Origin of the sequence: Sphingorhabdus sp. EL138, assembly GCF_945882965.1 — a bacterium.
Taxonomy (GTDB): Bacteria; Pseudomonadota; Alphaproteobacteria; order Sphingomonadales; family Sphingomonadaceae; genus Sphingorhabdus_B.
In genome coordinates, this window is record NZ_CAMCWY010000006.1 from 74,055 (window position 1) to 95,296 (window position 21,242).

Annotated in this window: 17 protein-coding genes; 12 read left to right on the top strand and 5 right to left on the bottom strand. The window is 55.0% G+C overall.

Annotated elements, in window-relative coordinates; translation table 11 throughout:
- Positions 1–37: 37 nt before the first annotated feature.
- Entirely contained in the window at positions 38–2,593 is a 2,556-nt protein-coding gene (gene topA, locus Q0N43_RS04140; protein WP_295442937.1) for a type I DNA topoisomerase, read from the top strand.
- Positions 2,594–2,666: 73 nt separating this feature from the next.
- On the opposite strand, the gene era is transcribed toward topA, so the two are convergent.
- The 3 genes from era to lepB are packed head-to-tail and all read right to left on the bottom strand — an operon-like array spanning position 2,667 to position 5,103.
- Positions 2,667–3,560, bottom strand: a complete 894-nt coding sequence (gene era / locus Q0N43_RS04145) for a GTPase Era (RefSeq protein ID WP_295442940.1) — start codon at positions 3,558–3,560, stop codon at positions 2,667–2,669.
- Positions 3,557–4,225 carry a ribonuclease III gene (gene rnc / locus Q0N43_RS04150; protein WP_295442943.1) on the bottom strand — a complete coding sequence of 223 codons (669 nt, stop codon included), beginning with the start codon at positions 4,223–4,225 and terminating at the stop codon, positions 3,557–3,559. The genes era and rnc overlap by 4 nt, the downstream gene beginning before the upstream one ends.
- Positions 4,222–5,103, bottom strand: coding sequence for a signal peptidase I (gene lepB, locus Q0N43_RS04155; protein ID WP_295442945.1), 882 nt, complete (start codon positions 5,101–5,103; stop codon positions 4,222–4,224). Before lepB ends, rnc begins: the two co-directional genes overlap by 4 nt.
- Before the next feature lie 109 nt (positions 5,104–5,212).
- Between lepB and pgi the strand changes: the two genes are divergently transcribed.
- Together pgi and gorA are read left to right on the top strand one after the other, a co-directional pair.
- Complete coding sequence (gene pgi / locus Q0N43_RS04160) at positions 5,213–6,715, top strand: glucose-6-phosphate isomerase (RefSeq protein WP_295442948.1); 1,503 nt, start codon at positions 5,213–5,215, stop codon at positions 6,713–6,715.
- Positions 6,716–6,811: 96 nt separating this feature from the next.
- Positions 6,812–8,158: a glutathione-disulfide reductase gene (gorA, locus tag Q0N43_RS04165; RefSeq protein ID WP_295442951.1), complete on the top strand. Its 1,347-nt coding sequence runs from the start codon at positions 6,812–6,814 to the stop codon at positions 8,156–8,158.
- Between the two features lie 2 nt (positions 8,159–8,160).
- Here the strand turns inward: gorA and Q0N43_RS04170 are convergent, their stop codons facing one another.
- A complete protein-coding gene (locus Q0N43_RS04170) occupies positions 8,161–8,790 on the bottom strand; it encodes a glutathione S-transferase (RefSeq protein WP_295442954.1) in 630 nt (209 codons plus the stop codon).
- A gap of 55 nt (positions 8,791–8,845) precedes the next feature.
- Entirely contained in the window at positions 8,846–9,787 is a 942-nt protein-coding gene (locus Q0N43_RS04175) for a rhodanese-related sulfurtransferase (protein ID WP_295442957.1), read from the bottom strand.
- Between the two features lie 144 nt (positions 9,788–9,931).
- Between Q0N43_RS04175 and Q0N43_RS04180 the strand changes: the two genes are divergently transcribed.
- From Q0N43_RS04180 to phaR, 9 genes are all read left to right on the top strand, one after another.
- On the top strand, positions 9,932–11,458 hold the full coding sequence (locus tag Q0N43_RS04180; RefSeq protein ID WP_295442959.1) for an acyl-CoA carboxylase subunit beta: 1,527 nt from the start codon (positions 9,932–9,934) through the stop codon (positions 11,456–11,458).
- 124 nt (positions 11,459–11,582) lie between these two features.
- The gene (gene mce / locus Q0N43_RS04185) at positions 11,583–12,026 is read left to right on the top strand and encodes a methylmalonyl-CoA epimerase (RefSeq protein ID WP_295442962.1); all 444 of its coding nucleotides are present in this window, start codon (positions 11,583–11,585) and stop codon (positions 12,024–12,026) included.
- Between the two features lie 130 nt (positions 12,027–12,156).
- Positions 12,157–14,412: a methylmalonyl-CoA mutase gene (gene scpA / locus Q0N43_RS04190; protein ID WP_295442964.1), complete on the top strand. Its 2,256-nt coding sequence runs from the start codon at positions 12,157–12,159 to the stop codon at positions 14,410–14,412.
- Positions 14,409–15,416, top strand: a complete 1,008-nt coding sequence (bioB, locus tag Q0N43_RS04195; RefSeq protein ID WP_295442967.1) for a biotin synthase BioB — start codon at positions 14,409–14,411, stop codon at positions 15,414–15,416. The genes scpA and bioB overlap by 4 nt, the downstream gene beginning before the upstream one ends.
- A 16-nt stretch (positions 15,417–15,432) precedes the next feature.
- The gene (locus tag Q0N43_RS04200; protein WP_295442970.1) at positions 15,433–15,795 is read left to right on the top strand and encodes a DUF1330 domain-containing protein; all 363 of its coding nucleotides are present in this window, start codon (positions 15,433–15,435) and stop codon (positions 15,793–15,795) included.
- Positions 15,795–17,816: an acetyl/propionyl/methylcrotonyl-CoA carboxylase subunit alpha gene (locus Q0N43_RS04205; protein ID WP_295442971.1), complete on the top strand. Its 2,022-nt coding sequence runs from the start codon at positions 15,795–15,797 to the stop codon at positions 17,814–17,816. Before Q0N43_RS04200 ends, Q0N43_RS04205 begins: the two co-directional genes overlap by 1 nt.
- A gap of 62 nt (positions 17,817–17,878) precedes the next feature.
- Complete coding sequence (locus Q0N43_RS04210) at positions 17,879–19,465, top strand: MFS transporter (RefSeq protein ID WP_295442974.1); 1,587 nt, start codon at positions 17,879–17,881, stop codon at positions 19,463–19,465.
- Positions 19,466–19,496: 31 nt separating this feature from the next.
- Positions 19,497–20,540, top strand: coding sequence for an alanine racemase (gene alr, locus Q0N43_RS04215; protein ID WP_295442977.1), 1,044 nt, complete (start codon positions 19,497–19,499; stop codon positions 20,538–20,540).
- Positions 20,541–20,672: 132 nt separating this feature from the next.
- Positions 20,673–21,239, top strand: a complete 567-nt coding sequence (phaR, locus tag Q0N43_RS04220; RefSeq protein ID WP_295442980.1) for a polyhydroxyalkanoate synthesis repressor PhaR — start codon at positions 20,673–20,675, stop codon at positions 21,237–21,239.
- Positions 21,240–21,242 lie beyond the last annotated feature (3 nt).

Consider the following 21,242-nt stretch of genomic DNA (forward strand, 5'->3'; position numbering starts at 1 on the left):
CGCGTACGCGAGAGTTTTTAGAAAAGCACAAAATATCATGCAATTAGTTATCGTAGAATCACCTGCAAAAGCCAAGACAATTGAGAAATATCTGGGGCCTGGATTCAAGGTGCTGGCCTCATATGGTCACATTCGAGATTTACCGCCCAAGGACGGTTCGGTTGACCCGGATAATGGCTTTGAAATGCTGTGGGACAATTATGCCGATAAGGCAAAGCAGTTGAAGGCGATCACTGACGAAGCGAAAAAAGCGGATGGCCTCATCCTTGCGACCGACCCTGATCGCGAAGGGGAAGCGATTAGCTGGCATGTGCAAGAAGTGCTCGCGAAGAAAAAGGCGCTGCCTGCTAAGGTTGGGCGCGTGACATTCAACGCCATAACAAAGCAGGCTGTAACGGACGCGATGAAACAACCGCGTGCGTTAGATTTAGACTTGATTGACGCTTACCGTGCCCGCCGTGCGCTGGATTATCTGGTAGGATTTACGCTATCGCCAGTCTTGTGGCGCAAGCTACCTGGCGCAAAGTCCGCTGGCCGGGTGCAGTCCGTTGCACTGCGCCTCATTGTGGAACGCGAACGTGAAATCGAAGCGTTCCGCGCGCAGGAATATTGGTCTGTGAAGGCCAGAATGGAACATAAGGGCCAAAAATTTGATGCCCGTTTGATCCAATATCTGGGCAAAAAACTCGACAAGATGGACCTAAAGACCGATGCGGACGCAGAGCAAGCGCGCCTTGCGGTTGAATTAGGCAAATTTACCGTCGAAACCGTCGAAACAAAGCCGGTAACCCGCAACCCCCAGCCACCATTTACAACATCGACCTTGCAGCAGGAAGCTGCGCGTAAGTTGGGCTTTTCCGCCAGCCACACAATGCGCATTGCTCAGGGTTTGTATGAGGATGGCGCGATCACCTATATGCGAACCGATGGCGTTCAAATGGACCACAGCGCCATTTCCGCCGCGCGCAAAACCATCTCAGATCGGTTTGACAGCGGCTATTTACCCGATAAACCGCGCGTCTATCAGAGCAAAGCGAAGAACGCGCAGGAAGCGCATGAGGCGATACGTCCAACCGATTTTGGCAAGGACAAGGCAGGCTCAGGCGATCATGGCCGCTTGTATGACCTGATCTTCAAACGTGCGATGGCCAGCCAGATGGCGTCTGCCCGCATGGAACGTACAACTGTCGATCTGCTCGACGGCACCGGGCAGACCGGCTTACGCGCGACCGGGCAGGTTATGAAGTTCCCAGGATTTCTTGCAGTATATGAAGAAGGCTTGGACGATAGCGACGGTGAAGACGGCGCGATCTTGCCAGCCATGTCCGTTGGCGATGCGCCAGCCAAGCACGCTGCGGAAAAAACGCAGCACTTTACGCAACCGCCACCGCGTTTTTCGGAAGCGACCTTGGTCAAGCGTCTGGAAGAATTGGGTATTGGCCGCCCATCGACATATGCATCGACCATTCAGGTTTTGAAAGATCGCGCTTATGTCCGCATTGAAAAAAATCGTTTCTTTGCAGAAGAATCCGGGCGACTTCTCACAGCATTTCTTGAGCGCTTTTTCGAACGTTATGTCGCTTATGACTACACCGCAGGCCTTGAAGACCAGTTAGATGAAATCAGCGGCGGCCGTGCCGATTGGCAGTCATTTCTTGCGGCGTTTTGGCGCGATTTCAAACCGAAAACGGTTGAAGTCATGGAGCAGAAGCCCTCGGAAGTGACGGCCGAGCTTGATATCTTCCTGTCGCCCTATCTCTTTCCAGAGCGCGAAGACGGCATCGATCCGCGTCTATGCCCGAAATGCGGTGAAGGCAGGCTTGCCTTGCGCGGCGGAAAGTTCGGCGCTTTTGTGGCCTGCTCCAACTATCCGGACTGTAAATATACGCGAAAGTTTGCGCAACCCGGCGGCGAGAGTGGGGAGGATACCGGTCCAGAAATACTTGGTCAGCATCCCGACACGCAATTAGAAGTCAGCAAAAAGTCAGGCCGTTTTGGCCCTTATTTCGAAATGGGCGAGGGCGCTGAAGTCAAACGTGCCTCTATCCCCAAGGATATTCCTGCAGAGGACATCGGACTAGAATGGGCGGTGAAGTTGCTGTCGCTGCCACGCACGATCGGGATACATCCCGAGAGCGGCGAGCCAGTCACGGCAAGCATCGGTCGTTATGGGCCCTATCTGGCGCATAATGGGAAATATGCGCGTTTGCAGTCGACGACTGAAGTATTTGAAACTGGTATGAACAGCGCGGTTGTGAAGCTGGCGGAAGCGTTAGCCAACCCAGGTCGGAGCCGGGGTGCCGCGCGTGCGCCGCTAAAGGAGTTCGGCAAGCATCCGCGTACCGATGCGGAGATTAAACTGATGGAGGGGCGCTTTGGCCCTTATGTGACCGACGGGACCACTAACGCGACATTGCCCAAGTCCATCTCGCCTGACGAGCTGACACTTGAGGAAGCGGCACAGTTAATTGACGCCCGCGCCGCGATGCCGCCCAAGGGCAAGGTCAAGAAAAAGGCCGCGCCTAAGAAAAAGGCTGCTGCGCCGAAGAAGGCGGCGGCAAAGGCCAAACCAACCGCGAAAGCAAAGACGTAAGCAACGAAATACATCCATACGTCGCACCAGCGTAGGCTGGTGCGACGTGGATCGGCAAGAAACTGAGCCGAGTCTATTTCACCCATTCAAGACCAATATCGCGGTACAGGCTGCGGTCCTCGTCCCATTTGGCATAGACTTTGACGTGCAAATAGAGATGGACCTTAACGCCCATGAGCTTGCCCAGTTCAAGACGTGCGGCCTCTCCTATGGCTTTAATCCGCGTGCCGCCTTTGCCCAAAACGATGGCGCGCTGGGTTGGGCGCGCCACTAAAATCTGCTGGTGGATTTCTAGCGACCCGTCGTCGCGTTCGCTATATTTTTCAGTCTCGACGGCGCTGGCGTAAGGCAGCTCTTCGTGCAGTTGCAGATATAATTGTTCGCGCGTGATTTCTGACGCAATCAGGCGGTCGGTTGCATCGGACACCTGGTCCTCGGGAAAATGCCACTCGCCCTCTGGCATATTGTCGGCAAGCGCAGTTTTGAATTCTTCAAGCCCGTCGCCCGTCGCGGCGCTGATATAGTAAATCTGCTCAAACGCCCATTTTTCGGTCAGTTTCGTGGTGAGGGCGAGTAATTTCTCCTTGGCCGCAATATCAACCTTGTTGAGCACAAGCCATTTGCGTTCAGGGCGATTTTTTAATCCTTCGAGGATTTTTTCAACCTTTGGTCCTGCGCCTGCACGGCCATCAACGATCAATGCGATCATGTCAGCATCACCCGCACCGTCCCAAGCCGCGGCCACCATTGCGCGGTCAAACCTGCGTTGCGCCGCGAAAATGCCCGGTGTGTCTACCAAGATGATCTGCGTTTCGCCGGCCAAGGCGACGCCCAACATGCGCGTGCGTGTGGTTTGCGCCTTGGGGCTAACGATCGCGACCTTCTGCCCGACCAGAGCATTGACCAAGGTTGACTTACCCGCATTTGGCGCGCCGATAATAGCGACATGTCCGCATCTTTTTGTCATGCGTTGGCTTCCAAAAATGCTTGCGCAGCGCCTGTTTCGGCGGCCTGTTTGCTGTTGGCGGTGGCCGTGACGGGCGCAAAGCCTTTCACGGTGACGGTGATTTCAAATCTCATGGCGTGGGGAGGGCCTTCTTTTTTGGTGATGACATATTCAGGAACCTTGCGCCCATGGGTGGCGCACCATTCTTGCAATTCGGATTTCGGATGTTTTGGGGCGCCATTTGCGGATTCAAGAAGTGGCCTCCAGAGCCGTTCTACAAGATCGCGGGTGACGAGTAGGCCATGGTCGAGATATACAGCGCCAATGATTGCTTCCATGACGTCACCCAACACATTATCGCTTTGTTGGGCACCATCATCACGGGCTTGCTTACCAAGCCGGATATACAGCGGAAGCCCAATTTGCCGCGCAATGTCAGCGCAGGTTATGCCGGACACAAGCGCATTTAACCGGTGCGACAGGCGCCCCTCCGCTTCATCCTTAAATCGGTGATAGAGCATGTCAGCGATGATGAGCCCCAAGATACGGTCACCGAGAAACTCAAGCCGCTGATAGTCCGGTTGTCCAGTACTGCCATGCGTCAGTGCGCGTTGGTAGAGTGCCATATCCTTTGGCTGTTTCGGCAGTAATTCCGCCAGCCAAGCCGCTTGTTCGTCGCTGGTCAAAATCCTTGTCCAATGCGTTCCGCCCGCGTGGCTGTAAACCAAGTCCATGGCAGCAACCAACTCGACGATCCATCCGTGGAAAATACTGACACCAAAGCACGCCCGACAAGATTCTCTTGCGGCACAATGCCAATAGAACCGGGCTTATCGATGGGCGACCATCTGCTATCCGCGCTCCGGTCGCGATTATCGCCCATTAGGAACAGGTCGCCTTCACCAACAACGAAGGCTTCGGTGTTGTCGCCCTCTAGACCATTCGCAAGATCGAGAATTTCATAGCCTCTACCCTCCGGAAGTGTCTCGCGAAAACGGGGGTAGCGGCATTGCGTGCCCCCCTTGGCCGCAGGTTCTTCCATATCAGGACGCCAGCAAGGGAAGGGGTTCCGGTCAAGCTCAGCGGTATCACGCATATTTTGTGTGACTGGAATAACGAGGTCGGCAATCCGTTCCTTCTTAACCGCAACACCGTTGATTTCGAGAATGCCCTCGCGCATTTGAATGACGTCGCCGGGTAGGCCAATGACGCGTTTGATATAATCGGTTCCGTTTGACATCGGAGCCTTGAACACCACGACATCGCCGCGTTCTGGTTGGCTTGCAAATATCCGTCCAGGGATAATCGGTAAGGAGAACGGTAAGCTGTTGTTCGAATAGCCATATGGCCATTTCGCCACCAGCAGATAGTCGCCAATGAGCAAGCGCGGCTGCATCGATTCCGACGGGATGTTGAAGGGCGACACGATGAAACTGCGCAAGATGAACACGAACAATGCAAGCTTTAGCAAGAAGCCGCCATATTCGCGCCATTCAGACGGCGAAGGCGCAGTTGCAGATGAATCGCCTAGCTTTTCAATATCTGAAGTCACAGTATCTCGCATAATATTGTCGTCGAATGACGGATAGGCTGGCCTTTTACCGCGAAGGCGCGTTATTTGCCAGCGCCGAGATTCACGCTGCGTTGCAACGCTTATGATGAAGAGATAGAAAATGACCTATAATCTATGGACTGCGCTGGAACAGCATCAGCCCCAATCGCTTAAACACCTGTTTGCGTCTGACACAAATCGCGTGGGCAAAATGACGATAGAGGAAAGCGGTCTAAGGTTCGACCTGTCCAAAACCCATCTTGATGATGCAGCGTTAGGCCATTTTGTTAAGCTTGCCCAGGGCATGCAGCTTGATGCCGCTAAGGCAGCTTTGTTTTCGGGGGCTGCGATTAATGTCACGGAAAAGCGAGCCGCAGAGCACACCGCCGAACGTGGCACTGGCGATGCCGATGCAGTTTCCCATGCCCGCGCGCTTCAGCAGCGTATGCGCGGGTTGGTTGAGGCCATTGACGCAGGCCTGATGGGCGACATCCGCCATATATTGCACATCGGCATTGGCGGGTCGGCGCTTGGCCCCAAATTGCTCATCGATGCACTTGGCCGCGACGGCGCACGTTATGACGTCAAAGTGGTCTCCAATATTGACGGTGCGGCGCTGACTGAGGCGGTGAAGGACATGGATCCGCACAAGACGATTGTCGCCGTCGCGTCCAAAACCTTTACTACGACCGAAACATTCCTCAACGCCACCAGCGCAATGGAATGGATGCGCGATGGCGGCGTGGCCGACCCTTATGCACAGTTTGTGGCGCTGACCGCTTACCCAGACAAAGCCATGGAATGGGGCGTCGACGAAAGCCGCGTATTGCCGTTTAACGAGGCTGTGGGCGGACGCTATTCCTTATGGTGCTCCATCGGCTTTCCGGTTGCGCTTGGCCTTGGTTGGGCGGTTTATCAGGCACTGCTGGATGGTGCCGCCGCCATGGACCAGCATTTCCGCAACGCACTTATTATGGAGAATGCCCCGACAATGGCGGCATTTGCGGATTTATATTATGCCCAGACGAAGGGGTGTCAGACACGGGCGGTATTTGCCTATGACGAACGTCTGCGCCTGCTGCCCGATTATCTTCAGCAGTTGGAGATGGAGTCGAACGGCAAGTCGGTGACGGCCGAGGGCGCGCCGCTTGGACGCCACAGCGCGCCTGTCACATGGGGCGGGGTCGGCACCGACGCCCAACATGCGGTGTTTCAATTACTGCATCAGGGCACCCATCTGATCCCGGTTGAATTCATCGCCAGCAAGACGCCGGGGCATGATTTCGATACCGCGCATCATGAAACCTTGCTCGTGAATTGCTTTGCCCAAGGCGCGGCATTGATGGCGGGGCAGCAATCCGATGATTTGGCCCGCAACTATGTTGGCAACCGTCCATCGACAACGATATTGCTGGATGATGTTACCCCATCAACGGTCGGTGCGTTAATTGCGTTTTACGAACACCGGACGTTCGTAAACGCGGTTTTGTTGGGCATTAACCCATTCGACCAATTTGGCGTTGAGCTTGGCAAGCAAATTGCAAAACGCATAAGTGACAATGGCGCAAACGGCTTTGACCCGTCCACCACTGCACTGATTGCGGCGGCGCTTGGCGATAGCTGAGATAGCATTATCTGTTCGATAACAATGCGCGAGAATTCCCGTTGGTAAATGCATGCACGTGTCCCCATATCGCGGGGACACAGGAAAGAATAAAATATGGCTGATTTTGACTATGATCTCTTTGTTATTGGGGCTGGCTCCGGTGGTGTCCGTGCGTCACGCATCGCAGCTTCGCACGGTGCCCGCGTTGCTGTGGCGGAGGAGCATCGCGTTGGCGGGACATGCGTTATCCGCGGCTGTGTGCCAAAGAAGCTGCTGGTCTATGGATCTCATTTTGCCGAAGATTTGCGCGACGCTAAACGTTTTGGCTGGAACACCGAAGGCGCGACATTTGATTGGAGCGTCCTGCGGGACAATGTTGCCGCCGAGGTTAACCGCTTGGAAGGGCTCTATGGCCAGACGCTGGGCAATAACAAGGTCGAGGTCTTTCGTGATCGCGCGATAGTGACTGGACCAAACAGCGTTCAATTATCCAGCGGGCGGGACATTAAAGCGGCGCATATTTTGATTGCCACTGGCGCTTGGCCATCTGTCCCTGATGTTCCGGGCGCGGGCCATGGCATCACGTCAAACGAAGTTTTCAGCCTTCCTGAACTGCCGAAGCGCGCCGTGATTGCGGGTGGTGGTTATATCGCAAATGAATTTGCAGGTATATTCAATGAATTGGGTGTCGAAGTTAAGCTTGTGACGCATGGCGACCGTGTATTGCGGAGTTATGATGATGAGATTGTTGATCGCTTGGTCGACCTAAGCCGTCAAAAAGGCATCGATATCCATTTCCACTTCGGCATTAAATCGGTGACCAAGCAAGACAATGGCACGCTTTTGATTGAAGGCGACCATGGAGAGGTGATCGAGACCGATTTGCTGTTGTGGGCCATCGGGCGCACGCCGCACACCGTTGGGGTTGGCCTAGAGGGGGTGGGCGTTGACCTTGGCAAAGACGGGTCAGTAAAGGTCAGCGACGACAGCTGCACCAATATTCCTAGCATCTATGCCGTTGGCGACGTCACCAACCGCGCGCAGCTAACCCCGATTGCCATTCGTGAAGGCCATGCCTTTGCCGACACCGTTTTCGGCAATAATCCGCGCACGGTGGATTATGCATGCATTCCGACAGCGGTGTTCAGCAATCCGCCCATCGCCAGTGTCGGGGTGACGGAGGCCGAAGCACGGGCGCAATATGATGACGTCAAGGTGTACAAAAGCGATTTTCGCGCGATGAAAAACGTGCTGGCCGACCGCAATGAGCGGGCCTTGTATAAAATGATTGTGGCAGGCCCCACTGAACGGGTTGTCGGCCTTCACCTGATTGGCCCGGACAGTGGCGAAATCCTTCAGGCGGCGGCGATTGCGGTTAAGGCGGGACTTACCAAGCAGGCTTTTGACGATACCGTTGCACTGCACCCAAGCATGTCCGAAGAATTGGTTTTGATGAAATAGGGTCAGGGAAAGCGGACGGGTGCGTCGCCGACTTTCCACTGCGGATAACGGGCCATGATACTTGCGAACAGGTCGCTGCTTACCAGCGCAGAAAGCCAGCTTTGCAGCGCGGGCAGGGGCAAAGCAGCGAACCATATGGCATCGGTTGCGGCGAATTGCCGAACAAAGGGGAATATGGCGATATCGGTGAAAGCGGGCTGTGCGCCGCCGAGATAGAGCGCGGCGGACAATAAGTCGTTCAGGTCGCCAAGATGCGCCAAGGCGGCGTCACGATGTGCGGTGCCATCGTTCAGGTCATAGCGATGCGGATATTTATACCGGTCCAAGGCTATCTTAAACGGCCCGTCAGTGGCCAAAACAAGATTTGGGTCATCATGGGCCAGCCAGCCCAAGGAATCGCTTTGTACGAGCGCCCAGCGCATGATATCGAGGCTTTCGTCTAACACCCTGCCATCGGGCAGCACCAGGACAGGCACGGTGCCCTTTGGTGACGCCTCCAGCATTTCAGATGGCTTGTCGCGCAACACAATTTCGCGCAATTCGACTTGCACTGCGCTGACGGCGACGGCCATCCGGGCACGCATCGCATAAGGGCAGCGGCGGAAGCTGTAGAGGATGGGCAGGGCGGTCATTTATTTCCTGCTGAGCCTTCTGTCTTGACTGTGCTCAAAGCCTATAGAGCCAATTCTAAACATCATCACGCGAATTGACGCCAATATGCTGCTTGCCACGCTTTTTGGCTATGGCAATCTGCCTTTGCCGTTCGGCGAAGCGCGCGCGGTCTTCGTCGGTGCGTTCGTCATAGCAAGCGGGGCATGACACGCCTTCGATGAAATGCGCGGACGCTTTGTCCTCTTGCGAAATCGGGCGGCGGCACGCGTGGCAAAGCTCCATTTCGCCAAGCTGTAAGCCATGCTTCACCGACACGCGTTCGTCGAACACAAAGCATTCACCCTGCCATTTGCTCTCTGTTTCTGGAATATTCTCCAGATACCGTAATATGCCGCCCTCGAGATGATAGACCTCGTCTATGCCTTCGGCTTTCAAAAATGCCGTTGATTTTTCGCAGCGGATGCCGCCGGTGCAGAACATCGCAAACTTTGTCTTTCCCACTGCCAGTTCCGCACGATTGGCGCGAAACCAATCGGGAAATTCGCTGAAGGATTTGGTTTGTGGGTCAACCGCCCCTGCAAATGTACCAATCGCCACTTCATAATCATTACGTGTGTCAATTAACACAGTGTCTGGATCGGAAATCAGCGCGTTCCAATCCTCGGGCTGCACATAGGTGCCGACCTCGCGTTTTGGGTCGATGCCTTCGACGCCGAGGGTAACAATCTCTTTTTTCAGGCGCACTTTCATCCGATAAAAGGGCATTTCTTTGGCAAATGAATATTTCACATCCAGGTCGGCGCAACCCGGAATATCGCGCAAAAATGATATTAAGGCGTCGATGGCGTAAGGCGTTCCAGCCACCGTTCCGTTGATGCCCTCATGCGCCAGCAATATCGTGCCCTTGATGCCGCCCGCCACGCATTGTGCCTGAATGCGTATTTGCAGCTGCTCTGGAACGTCAAATGTGACAAAGCGGTAGAGCGCGGCAACTTTAATGGGATGATCAACGTCCATGATGCGCCGCTATAACGCGCTTTTTGGATTATTGCAGCTTTCAATCGCTGCGTGGCCAGACAGAATTTGATCGCACGATTAATTTGCAATTACTAAGACAGGATGCCAAGGCTTTGGCCAACAAAATTGCTTATGGGGAATGCCATGTCGGCCAATATTGCTGAACTGGAGGCACGCCGCGCGGCGTCGAAAATGGGGGGTGGGCAAAAGCGTATCGATGCGCAGCATGCCAAGGGCCGCCTGACCGCGCGCGAACGCCTTGATATCTTACTCGATGAAGGCAGCTTCGAAGAACTCGACGCCTATGTCACACATAATTGCACCGATTTCGGTATGGCGGAGCAAAAGATACCCGGAGACGGCGTTGTTACCGGTAGCGGCACGATCAATGGTCGTCTGGTCTATGTCTATAGTCAGGACTTTACGGTTTTCGGCGGTTCATTATCCGAAGCGCACGCCATGAAGATTTGCAAGGTCATGGACAATGCGATGAAAGTCGGCGCGCCAGTCATCGGCCTGAACGACAGCGGTGGCGCACGGATTCAAGAGGGCGTGGCCAGCCTTGGCGGCTATGCCGAGGTGTTTCAACGCAATGTCTTGGCCAGCGGTGTAGTCCCGCAAATTTCGCTGATCATGGGCCCATGTGCTGGCGGCGCAGTATATTCGCCGGCGATCACTGACTTCATCTTCATGGTGAAGGATTCGTCCTACATGTTCGTAACGGGTCCCGATGTTGTAAAGACGGTGACCAATGAAGTCGTCACGCAAGAAGAATTGGGCGGCGCAATTTCGCATACGACCAAGTCAGGCGTTGCCGACAATGCCTTTGAAAATGACATTGATGCATTGCTGTCGACGCGCGATTTCTTTGACTATCTGCCCGAGAATAACCGTACCGGCGTGCCAGAGCGTCCGACTCAAGACCCATGGGACCGGATGGAACTTAGTCTCGACACGTTGATCCCGCCGAGTGCGAACCAGCCTTATGATATGCATGAGCTGATCCGTAAAACGGTCGATGAGGCAGACTTTTTTGAGGTTCAACCCAGCCATGCGGCGAACATCATCATCGGCTTTGGCCGGATTGAGGGCCGCACTGTGGGCATCGTCGCCAATCAGCCAATGGTGCTGGCCGGCGTGCTCGACATCAACAGCTCCAAAAAAGCCGCGCGTTTTGTGCGCTTTTGCGATGCGTTTGACATTCCGATCATCACCTTTGTCGATGTTCCCGGTTTCTTGCCCGGCACCGCGCAGGAATTTGGCGGCATCATTAAGCATGGTGCAAAGCTGCTCTTCGCTTATGCCGAAGCGACGGTGCCCAAAATCACCATCATCACCCGCAAGGCCTATGGTGGCGCGTATGACGTGATGGCGTCAAAGCATTTACGCGGCGATTTGAACTACGCATGGCCAACCGCCGAGATTGCGGTGATGGGCGCGAAGGGCGCAGTGGAGATAATCTTCCGCGGGCTATCGGCGGAGGAGCAAGCGGTGAAAACCGCAGAATATGAAGACCGCTTCGCCAACCCGTTTGTGGCGGCCAGCAAGGGCTTTATCGACGAGGTGATCTATCCGCACTCCACGCGGAGGCGGATTGCCTTGGGTTTGCGCAAATTGCGGAACAAAAGTCTCGAAAACCCCTGGAAGAAGCATGATAATATTCCGTTGTGAGTGGCGATCAGATCAATCGCGTCGCCCCAGCGCAGGCTGGGGCCCATCGCGTCTCTTTGGGGATACTGACAGGCGGGATAGGCACCAGCCTTCGCTGGTGCGACGGTTATTTGAAGGTTGACTCATGAAACTTGGAAGATTGAACCATATCGGCGTTGCAACGCCTTCCATAGCGGACAGCATCGTCTTTTATCGCGACGTGATGGGCGCGACGAAAATCCATGATCCTTTCGACTTGCCCGATCAGGGGGTGAAGGTCTGCTTTGTCGATACCCCGGGCGCCGACGGCGCGATGAACGGCACGCAGATTGAGTTGATTGAACCGCTACCGGGAAATGCCTCCATCGCGGCGTTTCTTGAAAAGAACCCGGCGGGTGGGCAGCATCATGTCTGTTACGAAGTGCCCGATATTCACGCTGCCAAAGCCGAATTCGAGGCAATGGGTAAACGGGTGCTTGGCGAAACACGGATTGGCGCGCATGGGACGCTGATATTCTTTGTGCATCCCAAGGATATGCAAGGTGTTTTGACCGAGATTATGGAGGTGGGTGTAGGAGCAGGGCATTAGTGCGACTAGACACCCCGTCGTCATCCTGAACTTGGTTCAGGGTCCATCTATCTGCCGAGAAAGTCGGTTTGAGAGGCGGAATGGACCCTGAAACGAGTTCAGGGTGACGTGTTAATAAATGGAAGTTTTTATGACGAATATAGACCAGTGGAAAAAAGCGGCGGAAAAAGAGGTTAAGGGCAGGGACTTGACCTGGCACACGCCAGAGGGCATCGCCGTAAAGCCGCTGTATACCGCAGAGGATTCAGCCGACCCCGGCCTTCCCGGTTTTGCGCCATTTACGCGCGGTGTGCGTGCGTCGATGTATGCGGGCCGCCCTTGGACGATACGCCAATATGCTGGCTTTTCGACCGCCGAGGAATCGAACGCATTTTACCGTCGTAACCTTGCCGCTGGTCAAAAGGGCCTGTCGGTCGCCTTCGATCTTGCCACCCACCGTGGCTATGACAGCGACCATCCGCGCGTTGTCGGCGATGTTGGTAAGGCTGGCGTTGCGATTGATAGTGTTGAGGACATGAAGATCTTGTTCGACGGTATTCCGCTCGATCAAATGTCCGTATCGATGACGATGAACGGCGCAGTCATCCCTATCCTTGCGTTTTTCATTGTGGCGGGTGAGGAACAAGGTGTTACTCAAGCACAACTCGACGGCACCATTCAGAACGATATTCTGAAAGAATTCATGGTGCGTAACACCTATATTTATCCGCCCGAACCATCGATGCGGATCGTGTCGGACATCATTGCCTATACCAGCGCGCACATGCCCAAGTTTAACAGCATCTCGATCTCCGGCTATCACATGCATGAGGCGGGCGCGACGGCAGTGCAGGAACTTGCCTTCACCATTGCTGATGGCAAGGAATATGTGCAGCGCGCGATGGCGTCAGGCTTGGACATTGACGCGTTTGCCGGGCGCTTGTCGTTCTTCTTTGGCATTGGCATGAACTTCTTCATGGAAGTGTCAAAGCTGCGCGCCGCGCGGACCTTGTGGCACCGCGTGATGGATGAACTTGGCGCAAAGGACGAACGCTCCAAAATGCTGCGTACCCATTGCCAGACGTCGGGCGTATCGTTGCAAGAGCAAGACCCCTATAACAACGTCATCCGCACGACGATTGAGGCGATGGCCGCGACCTTGGGTGGGACGCAGTCTTTGCACACCAATGCGTTGGATGAGGCGATTGCGCTACCCACCGACTTTTCGGCGCGCATTGCCCGCAATACACAGATTGTGTTGGCCGAAGAGAGCGGCATTACGAAGGTCGTCGATCCGTTGGGCGGATCATATTATGTCGAAGCGTTGACCGCTGAATTGGTTGACCAAGCGTGGAAAATTATCGGCGAAGTCGATGAACTTGGCGGCATGACGAAGGCAGTCGCATCCGGCATGCCAAAGCGCCTCATCGAAGAAGCCGCCGCCGCACGGCAAGCGCGTGTCGACAAAGGCGAAGATGTCATCGTTGGCGTCAACACATACAAGCTCGAAACAGAAGATCAACTCGACACGCTGGAGGTCGACAATGACTTCGTGCGCCAAGGCCAGATAGCCCGCCTTGCCGCCACCCGCGCTGCACGTGATGAGGGCGCGTGTCAGGCGGCGCTGAAGGCTTTGACCGAGGGTGCGCGAAATCCTCCCCGGCACGGGGAGGGGGACCATGCGCAGAATATTGGAGGGGCAGGTGCAGCGTCTCCCGCATTCAATATCTCAGTCAACCCCGCCGGTGCCCCTCCACCACCTTCGGTGGTCCCCCTCCCCGTGCCGGGGAGGAATTTATTGGCTCTCGCTGTCGTGGCGGCCCGCGCCCGCGCAACATTGGGCGAGATATCTGACGCGATGGAGGCTGTGTTTGGCCGCTACGCAACAACGCCGGTTCCCGTTCAAGGCATTTACGGCAGTGCGTATGAGTTTGATAAACGCTGGGCGCAAGTTCTCGATGGCGTGGAATCGGTTGGTCGCCGTTTGGGCCGCAAGCCCAAGCTTTTGGTCGCGAAAATGGGACAGGATGGGCATGATCGCGGTGCGAATGTCATCGCGTCGGCTTTCTCCGATATGGGCTTTGACGTTATCAGCGGACCATTATTCCAGACGCCCGAAGAAACTGTTATACTAGCATTGCAGCATGACGTTGATGCCGTGGGAGCATCCAGCCTAGCCGCAGGACATAAAACTCTGATCCCCGACCTAGTTAAAGGTTTGCGCGAGGCAGGACGCGGCGACATCAAGGTCATCGCAGGTGGTGTTATTCCACCACAAGATTATGATTATCTTCGGGAAGCAGGGGTTCAGGGCATTTACGGCCCCGGCAGCAATGTCGTTGAATGTGCCGCCGATGTATTGACGTTATTGGGGCATAATATGCCGCCATTGGGGGATGCCTCGTGACAGTCCGCACCGACTGGACGCGCCCAGAAATCGACACTTTGTTCGATCTGCCGTTCGACGAACTGGTGTATCAAGCGCAGACCGTACATCGCGCGCATCATGCGGCGGGGCAGATACAGCTTTGCACATTGCTCTCCATCAAAACCGGCGGTTGCCCCGAAGATTGCGGCTATTGTTCGCAAAGCGTGAAGGCCGACAGCGGCGTTGAGGCGACCAAGTTGATGGACGTGCAAGCGGTGTTGCAAAAGGCCGCTGAGGCGGCAGATGCTGGCTCGCACCGGTTCTGCATGGGGGCGGCATGGCGCAACCCCAAGGACCGCGATATGCCCGCGATTGTGCAAATTGTTCAGGGTGTCCGCGCGATGGGCATGGAAACATGCATGACGTTGGGGATGCTGACTCCCGCCCAAGCGGACATGCTCGCCGACGCGGGGCTCGATTATTACAACCATAACATCGATACCTCGCCCGAACGGTATAATGAGATCATCACGACGCGGACGATGGCGGACAGGCTCGACACGCTTGCGGAGGTCCGCCGTGCGGGCATCAACGTGTGTAGCGGCGGTATCATCGGCATGGGCGAGACGCGTGCCGACCGGGTTGGCTTCATCCACACGCTGGCGACCTTGCCTGCGCACCCCGAAAGCGTGCCGGTCAACGCATTGGTGCCGGTGAAGGGAACTGTGCTTGGCGACATGCTCGCGGACACGCCGTTTGCCAAAATCGACGATATCGAATTCGTCCGCACGATTGCGGTGGCGCGGATCACCATGCCGATGAGCATGGTGCGTTTAAGCGCGGGGCGTGAAAGCATGTCGGAAGCGACGCAAGCGCTGTGTTTCATGGCCGGTGCGAACAGCATCTTCACTGGCGACAAGCTGCTGACTGCCTCCAATGCAGGCGACGATAAGGACGCCGCGTTGATGGCGAAGCTGGGCCTGCGGGCGATGGAGGCCGAGGAGCCGCTTCGGGCATGCAAGGCGCTGGAGGCGGCGGAGTGAGCGGGGCGGGATCGTGTTGAAAACAACTTCCACGGACATTGCGGCACCACAAGCGCATTCTGAATGCGCCGACCCGTTGCAGCCACCCAAAGCATATGTTGTGGCTGAAGTTGAAGTAGCCGATACCGCTGCTTATGAAAGCTATAAGTCAGCGGTAGTGCCAATTGTTGCTCAGTATGGCGGGGAATATATCGTTCGTGGCGCACAAACCGAGTCTTTTGAAGGCGATGCCCCCAAAGGCCGATTGGTTATCATTAAATTTGCGAATATGTCAGCGGCTCAAGCATTTTTGAGGTCGGATGAATATCGCCCTATCGCTGATATCAGGCATAATCATGCCGTATCCCGCATTATGATTTTTGAAGGGGTTGTTCCTTAATGTTCAAAAAAATCCTAATCGCTAACCGTGGCGAAATTGCTTGCCGGATCATTAAGACCGCTCGCCGGATGGGGATCGCGACCGTCGCGGTCTATTCGGACGCAGATGCCCGCGCGCCATTCGTGCAGATGTCAGATGAGGCGGTGCATATTGGGCCTTCACCTGCTGCGCAGTCTTATTTGCTCGCGGACAAGATTATCGCGGCGTGCAAGCAAACGGGTGCGGAGGCGGTGCATCCCGGCTATGGTTTCTTGTCCGAACGCACCAGCTTTGCGCAAGCCTTGGCCAAGGAAAACATTGCCTTTATAGGACCACCTGTAAACGCGATTGCCGCCATGGGCGACAAGATCGAGTCCAAGAAGCTGGCGTTGGCGGCGGGCGTCAATGTCGTCCCGGGCTTTGTCGGTGAGATTGACGACACGGAACATGCGGTGAAAATTTCCGAAGAAATCGGTTATCCAGTGATGATGAAGGCCAGCGCGGGCGGCGGCGGTAAAGGAATGCGGCTTGCCTATAATGAGCAGGACGTACGTGAAGGCTTTGAAGCGACCAAGCGTGAGGGGCTTAACAGTTTCGGCGATGACCGCGTGTTTATCGAGAAATTCATCCTCAATCCGCGCCATATCGAAATCCAGATATTGGGCGACCAGCACAGCAATATTTTATATTTGAATGAGCGCGAATGTTCGATCCAGCGGCGGCATCAAAAGGTTGTCGAGGAAGCACCATCGCCCTTCGTTACGCCCAAGATGCGCAAGGCGATGGGCGAGCAATGCGTGGCGCTGTCACGCGCTGTGGGCTATTATTCCGCTGGAACGGTTGAGTTGATCGTCTCAGGCGCAGACCCCAGCGGTGAAAGCTTCTACTTCCTTGAGATGAATACGCGGTTGCAGGTGGAGCATCCAGTCACCGAATGCATCACCGGCATTGATCTGGTCGAACAGATGATCCGCGTTGCAGCAGGTGAAAAGCTTGCCTTTACCCAAGATGATATCAAAATCGACGGTTGGGCCATTGAAAACCGCGTTTATGCCGAAGACCCCTATCGCGGATTTTTGCCCAGCACGGGCCGTTTGACGCGATATCGTCCGCCAGTGGCGGGTTGGACCGAGGACGAAGATGCCAACGGTCGTCGCGGTGTTGCGGGTATCCGCGTAGATGACGGCGTCTATGACGGGGGTGAAGTTTCGATATTCTATGACCCCATGATCGCTAAGCTCATCACTTGGGGTAAAACCCGGGATGAAGCCGCCGACCTACAAATCGCGGCGCTTGACCGCTTCGAAATTGAGGGCCTTGGTCACAATATCGATTTCGTCAGCGCCATCATGCAACATCCGAGATTTCGTTCTGGCGAACTAACGACAGGCTTTATCGCTGAAGAATATCCAGATGGCTTTCAAGGCGCAGCTGCCGATGCAGAGCTGATCAAATCACTCGCCGCAATCGCTGGCTTTGTGGCAACGGCGGAGGCTGACCGCGCGCGGCATGTCGATGGTCAATTGGGCGATACACTTGACCCGCCAGCGCGTTGGCAGGTGAATATCGGTGATGTGGTCCATCATATCGAAATGATTGATGGCGACATCCACGTCGATGGCGTGCCTTTCGACCTGTCGATGGAATATGATCCCGGTGATAGGTTGATTGAAGCAGAAGTTGGTGGAGAGGAACTCGCGGTCAAGATCACTAAAACGCGAACCGGGTTTCATCTGACGACACGCGGTGCAATGCATGTCGCACGCGTGCTGCCGGGTCACATCGCGCATTTGGCCACGCACATGATCGAGAAAATCCCGCCAGACTTGTCCAAGTTTCTTATTTGCCCAATGCCCGGCTTGCTTACGACGCTGCATGTGAGCGTCGGTGACGCGGTTGAGGCTGGCCAACCACTTGCGGTTGTAGAGGCGATGAAAATGGAAAACATTCTGCGCGCGGAAAAATCCGGAACGGTGAAGTTGATCAATGCGCAGGCTGGAGACAGTCTGGCCGTAGACGCGGTGATATTAGAGATGGAGTGAACCCGCTTGTAAGTGCCGACATTGGCTTTAAAACATGCGAAAAGGGTTATTAGGGGAATATCATGGGCAGCACTGCCGAAACTGAAGTCGTACTTGATCCAAAGCGCGACCGCTTGGTCATTACAGCATCGTCGCTCGGCACGGTTTTCGAATGGTATGACTTTTTCGTATATGGCATACTGGCTGCGTTAATCGGAAAGCTGTTTTTCCCCGCTGATAATCCGACCGCCGCGACTTTGGCTTCACTTGCGATCTTTGGTGCAGGATTTGGTGTGCGGCCATTCGGCGCGATATTGTTTGGCTATTTCGGCGATAAGATTGGTCGAAAACATACATTTCTTGTCACCATCACGCTCATGGGTGTTGCCACCGCCGCGATTGGATTACTGCCGACGTTTGAAACGGCAGGGATATGGGCCGCAGGCTTGCTTTTGCTTATGCGCTGTCTTCAGGGATTGGCGCTTGGCGGCGAATATGGCGGGGCTGCTATTTATGTTGCCGAACATGCACCAGACGGCAAACGTGGCCAATATACCAGCTGGATTCAGGCATCGGTCGCTGGCGGCTTTCTACTCGCGGTCATTGTCGTGCTGATCACGCGCCAGTCCATGAGCACTGAGGCGTTTGAGGCATGGGGCTGGCGTGTGCCGTTCTTGACCTCAATTTTGTTGCTCGCAATTTCCCTCTATATGCGCCTAAAATTGTCGGAAAGCCCAGTTTTCAAGGCTATGAAGGCCGCTGGTACGACGTCCAAAAACCCGTTTCTGGAAAGCTTTCAATATCCGGGCAATGTGGGGCGTATTTTCGTGGCATTATTCGGCGTCGCTGCCGGATTGACCGTTATTTATTACACGTCGCAATTTGGCACTTTATACTTCCTAACAGGGACTGCGCGCGTTCCAGAGACGGATGCGCTTTTGTATATGGCGGTGGGCGCAGCGTTGGCGGCACCGACCTATGTTGCCTGCGGTTGGCTGTCGGACAAATGGGGCCGCAAAAGGTTGCTCTTGCTTGGCTACGGCCTTTCCATCGTCGGCGTGTTTCCTATTTTTTGGATGATGGCGGATGCCGCTAACCCAGCCTTGGCCCAGGCGACAGAGCGCAACCCCGTCACCCTTTCGATACCACAATGTGATTTCAACGCGCTCAACCGGGTACACGAAAGCGAATGTGCGCAAGCGCTCAATTTCCTGACGAAGCGTGGCATCGCTTATAGCAAGCAAGCAAGTGATACTGTTTCCTTGAACGTGGGTGACTCAAATCTGCAGGGCTTTGATGAAAAAGCTTATATCACCGCGCTGGAAAAGGCAGGCTACCCCGACAAGTCAGACCCAGCCCAGCGCGAGCCGTGGAAAATCATCTTGGCGGTGTTCCTGATGGTGGCGTTGTCAGGCATGACCTATGGGCAAGTCGCCGCAATCCTTGTGGAGATGTTTCCGGCTAAAATTAGATACACCTCAATGTCCATACCTTACCATATTGGCGCAGGGTATTTTGGTGGATTTCTGCCCTATATTTCGCAATATATCGTGGCGCAGACCGGGCAGCCGTTTTCGGGACTTTGGTACACAGTGGGCGTGACCGCTTTGGCCTTTGTCGTAGCGCTGATCTGGTTGCCGGAAACATCGGGGAAAACCAAGTTAGATTGACAGGCATCAGGCGAGCAGCAAATAGCGGTCTATGACTGATTTTGTCCCTCCCTTGCGCCTTCATCTTGACGGCGACGCGCTGGTTTCCAACTGGCGTGCGCTGGATGCGCGCAGCGGCGCGGCGCGGGCAGGGGCAGCGGTAAAAGCAAACGCTTATGGCCTCGGTGCGCGCGCGGTCGTTACCCGTTTGCGTGACGCAGGATGCCGTGACTTTTTTGTTGCCCATTGGGCTGAGGCAGAGGCCATTGCCGATTTGGTGCCACCCAGTTGGATATCAGTGCTGAATGGTATCGCTTTATCCGATGTCACCGCCGCGCGGGCGTTGGGGGCCACGCCAGTGCTGAATACGCCAGAGCAACTTGCGCTCTGGCGCGACGCCGGCGGCGGGCGATGCCATGTCATGTGCGATAGCGGCATTAACCGCTTGGGCCTTGCGCCGCAGCACATAATAGACGGCGCGCTTGTTGGCATGGAAATCGACATGTTGATGTCGCATCTGGCATCGGCGGATACCGATGTCGCGCAGAACAGCGAACAGATCCGCCTGTTTCAACAGACTGTTTCCGCAACGACCGCACAGCGGTTTAGCCTAGCCAATAGCGCAGGCATAATGTTGGGCGCAGACTATCATTTTGACCTCACCCGCCCTGGGCTCAGCCTATATGGCGGAATTGCGCGCGCCGGAATGGAGGAATGGATCAAACCGGTTGCGCGCCCTTCGGCACGGATCCTTCAGATACGAAACTTACCGGCAGGTGCAATGGTTGGTTACAATGCAACCCATATCTGTGCGCAAGAAACACGCGTGGGCACAATATCCATTGGCTATGCCGACGGATATCTGCGCGCTTTTTCGGGCAAGGGGATGGCCTTGGCAGACGGACTTGATTTGCCGGTCATTGGCCGCGTGTCGATGGACCTTGTGACGCTGAACCTCAATGCGGCACCAGCATTGCGCGAAGGTGATTGGGTAGAATTGGAATATGACCTTGTCACCGCGGCGGCACTGACGGGGCTCTCGCAATATGAACTGCTTACGAATTTAGGGTCAAGGTTCGCGCGCGCGTGGAGCTGACCCTCTGGGCGACGCCTATTTTATCGCGCGTCGGACGGATGAATGGGCCAACAAAAAAGGCCATCCTTTCACCAATGTTGCAGTGCACTATGGCTTGATGCTACCAGGGTATAAATTTCGAGAAGGACCAATATGGCACGCACGGCCAATAAGAACGGTGATGGCCCAATCATCATAAAGAAATATGCCAACCGCAGGCTGTATAACACGCAGTCTTCGAAATATATCACTCTCGATTTCCTTGCAGAACTCACGCGCAAGGACATTGATTTCAAGGTTGTCGACGCCAAATCGAATGAAGATATTACCCATGGCGTCCTCACGCAGATCATCATGGATGAGGAAAATAGCGGGCAGCAAATGTTGCCCGTGGGCTTCCTCAAACAACTGATCGCCATGTATGGCGATTCCATGCAAGGGATGGTGCCGCAGTTTTTGGAAACGTCGATGGACAATTTTCGCAAGAACCAGCGGCAAGTACAAGACGTGATTGAAACCGCGATCACCTCTGGTCCTTTTGGCCATTTGGCAAAGCAGAACATTGAATTCATGCGTTCTGCGCGCGAGGCTCTGATGCCGAATTTGGGCAACCTCACCGGTAGAAAGCCGGAACGCGATGAAAGCGTTGCTGAACTCAAGCAACAAATTGCCGCGCTACAGGCCCAAATTGACAAGATGGCCGCCGACCGCACCTCATAATTC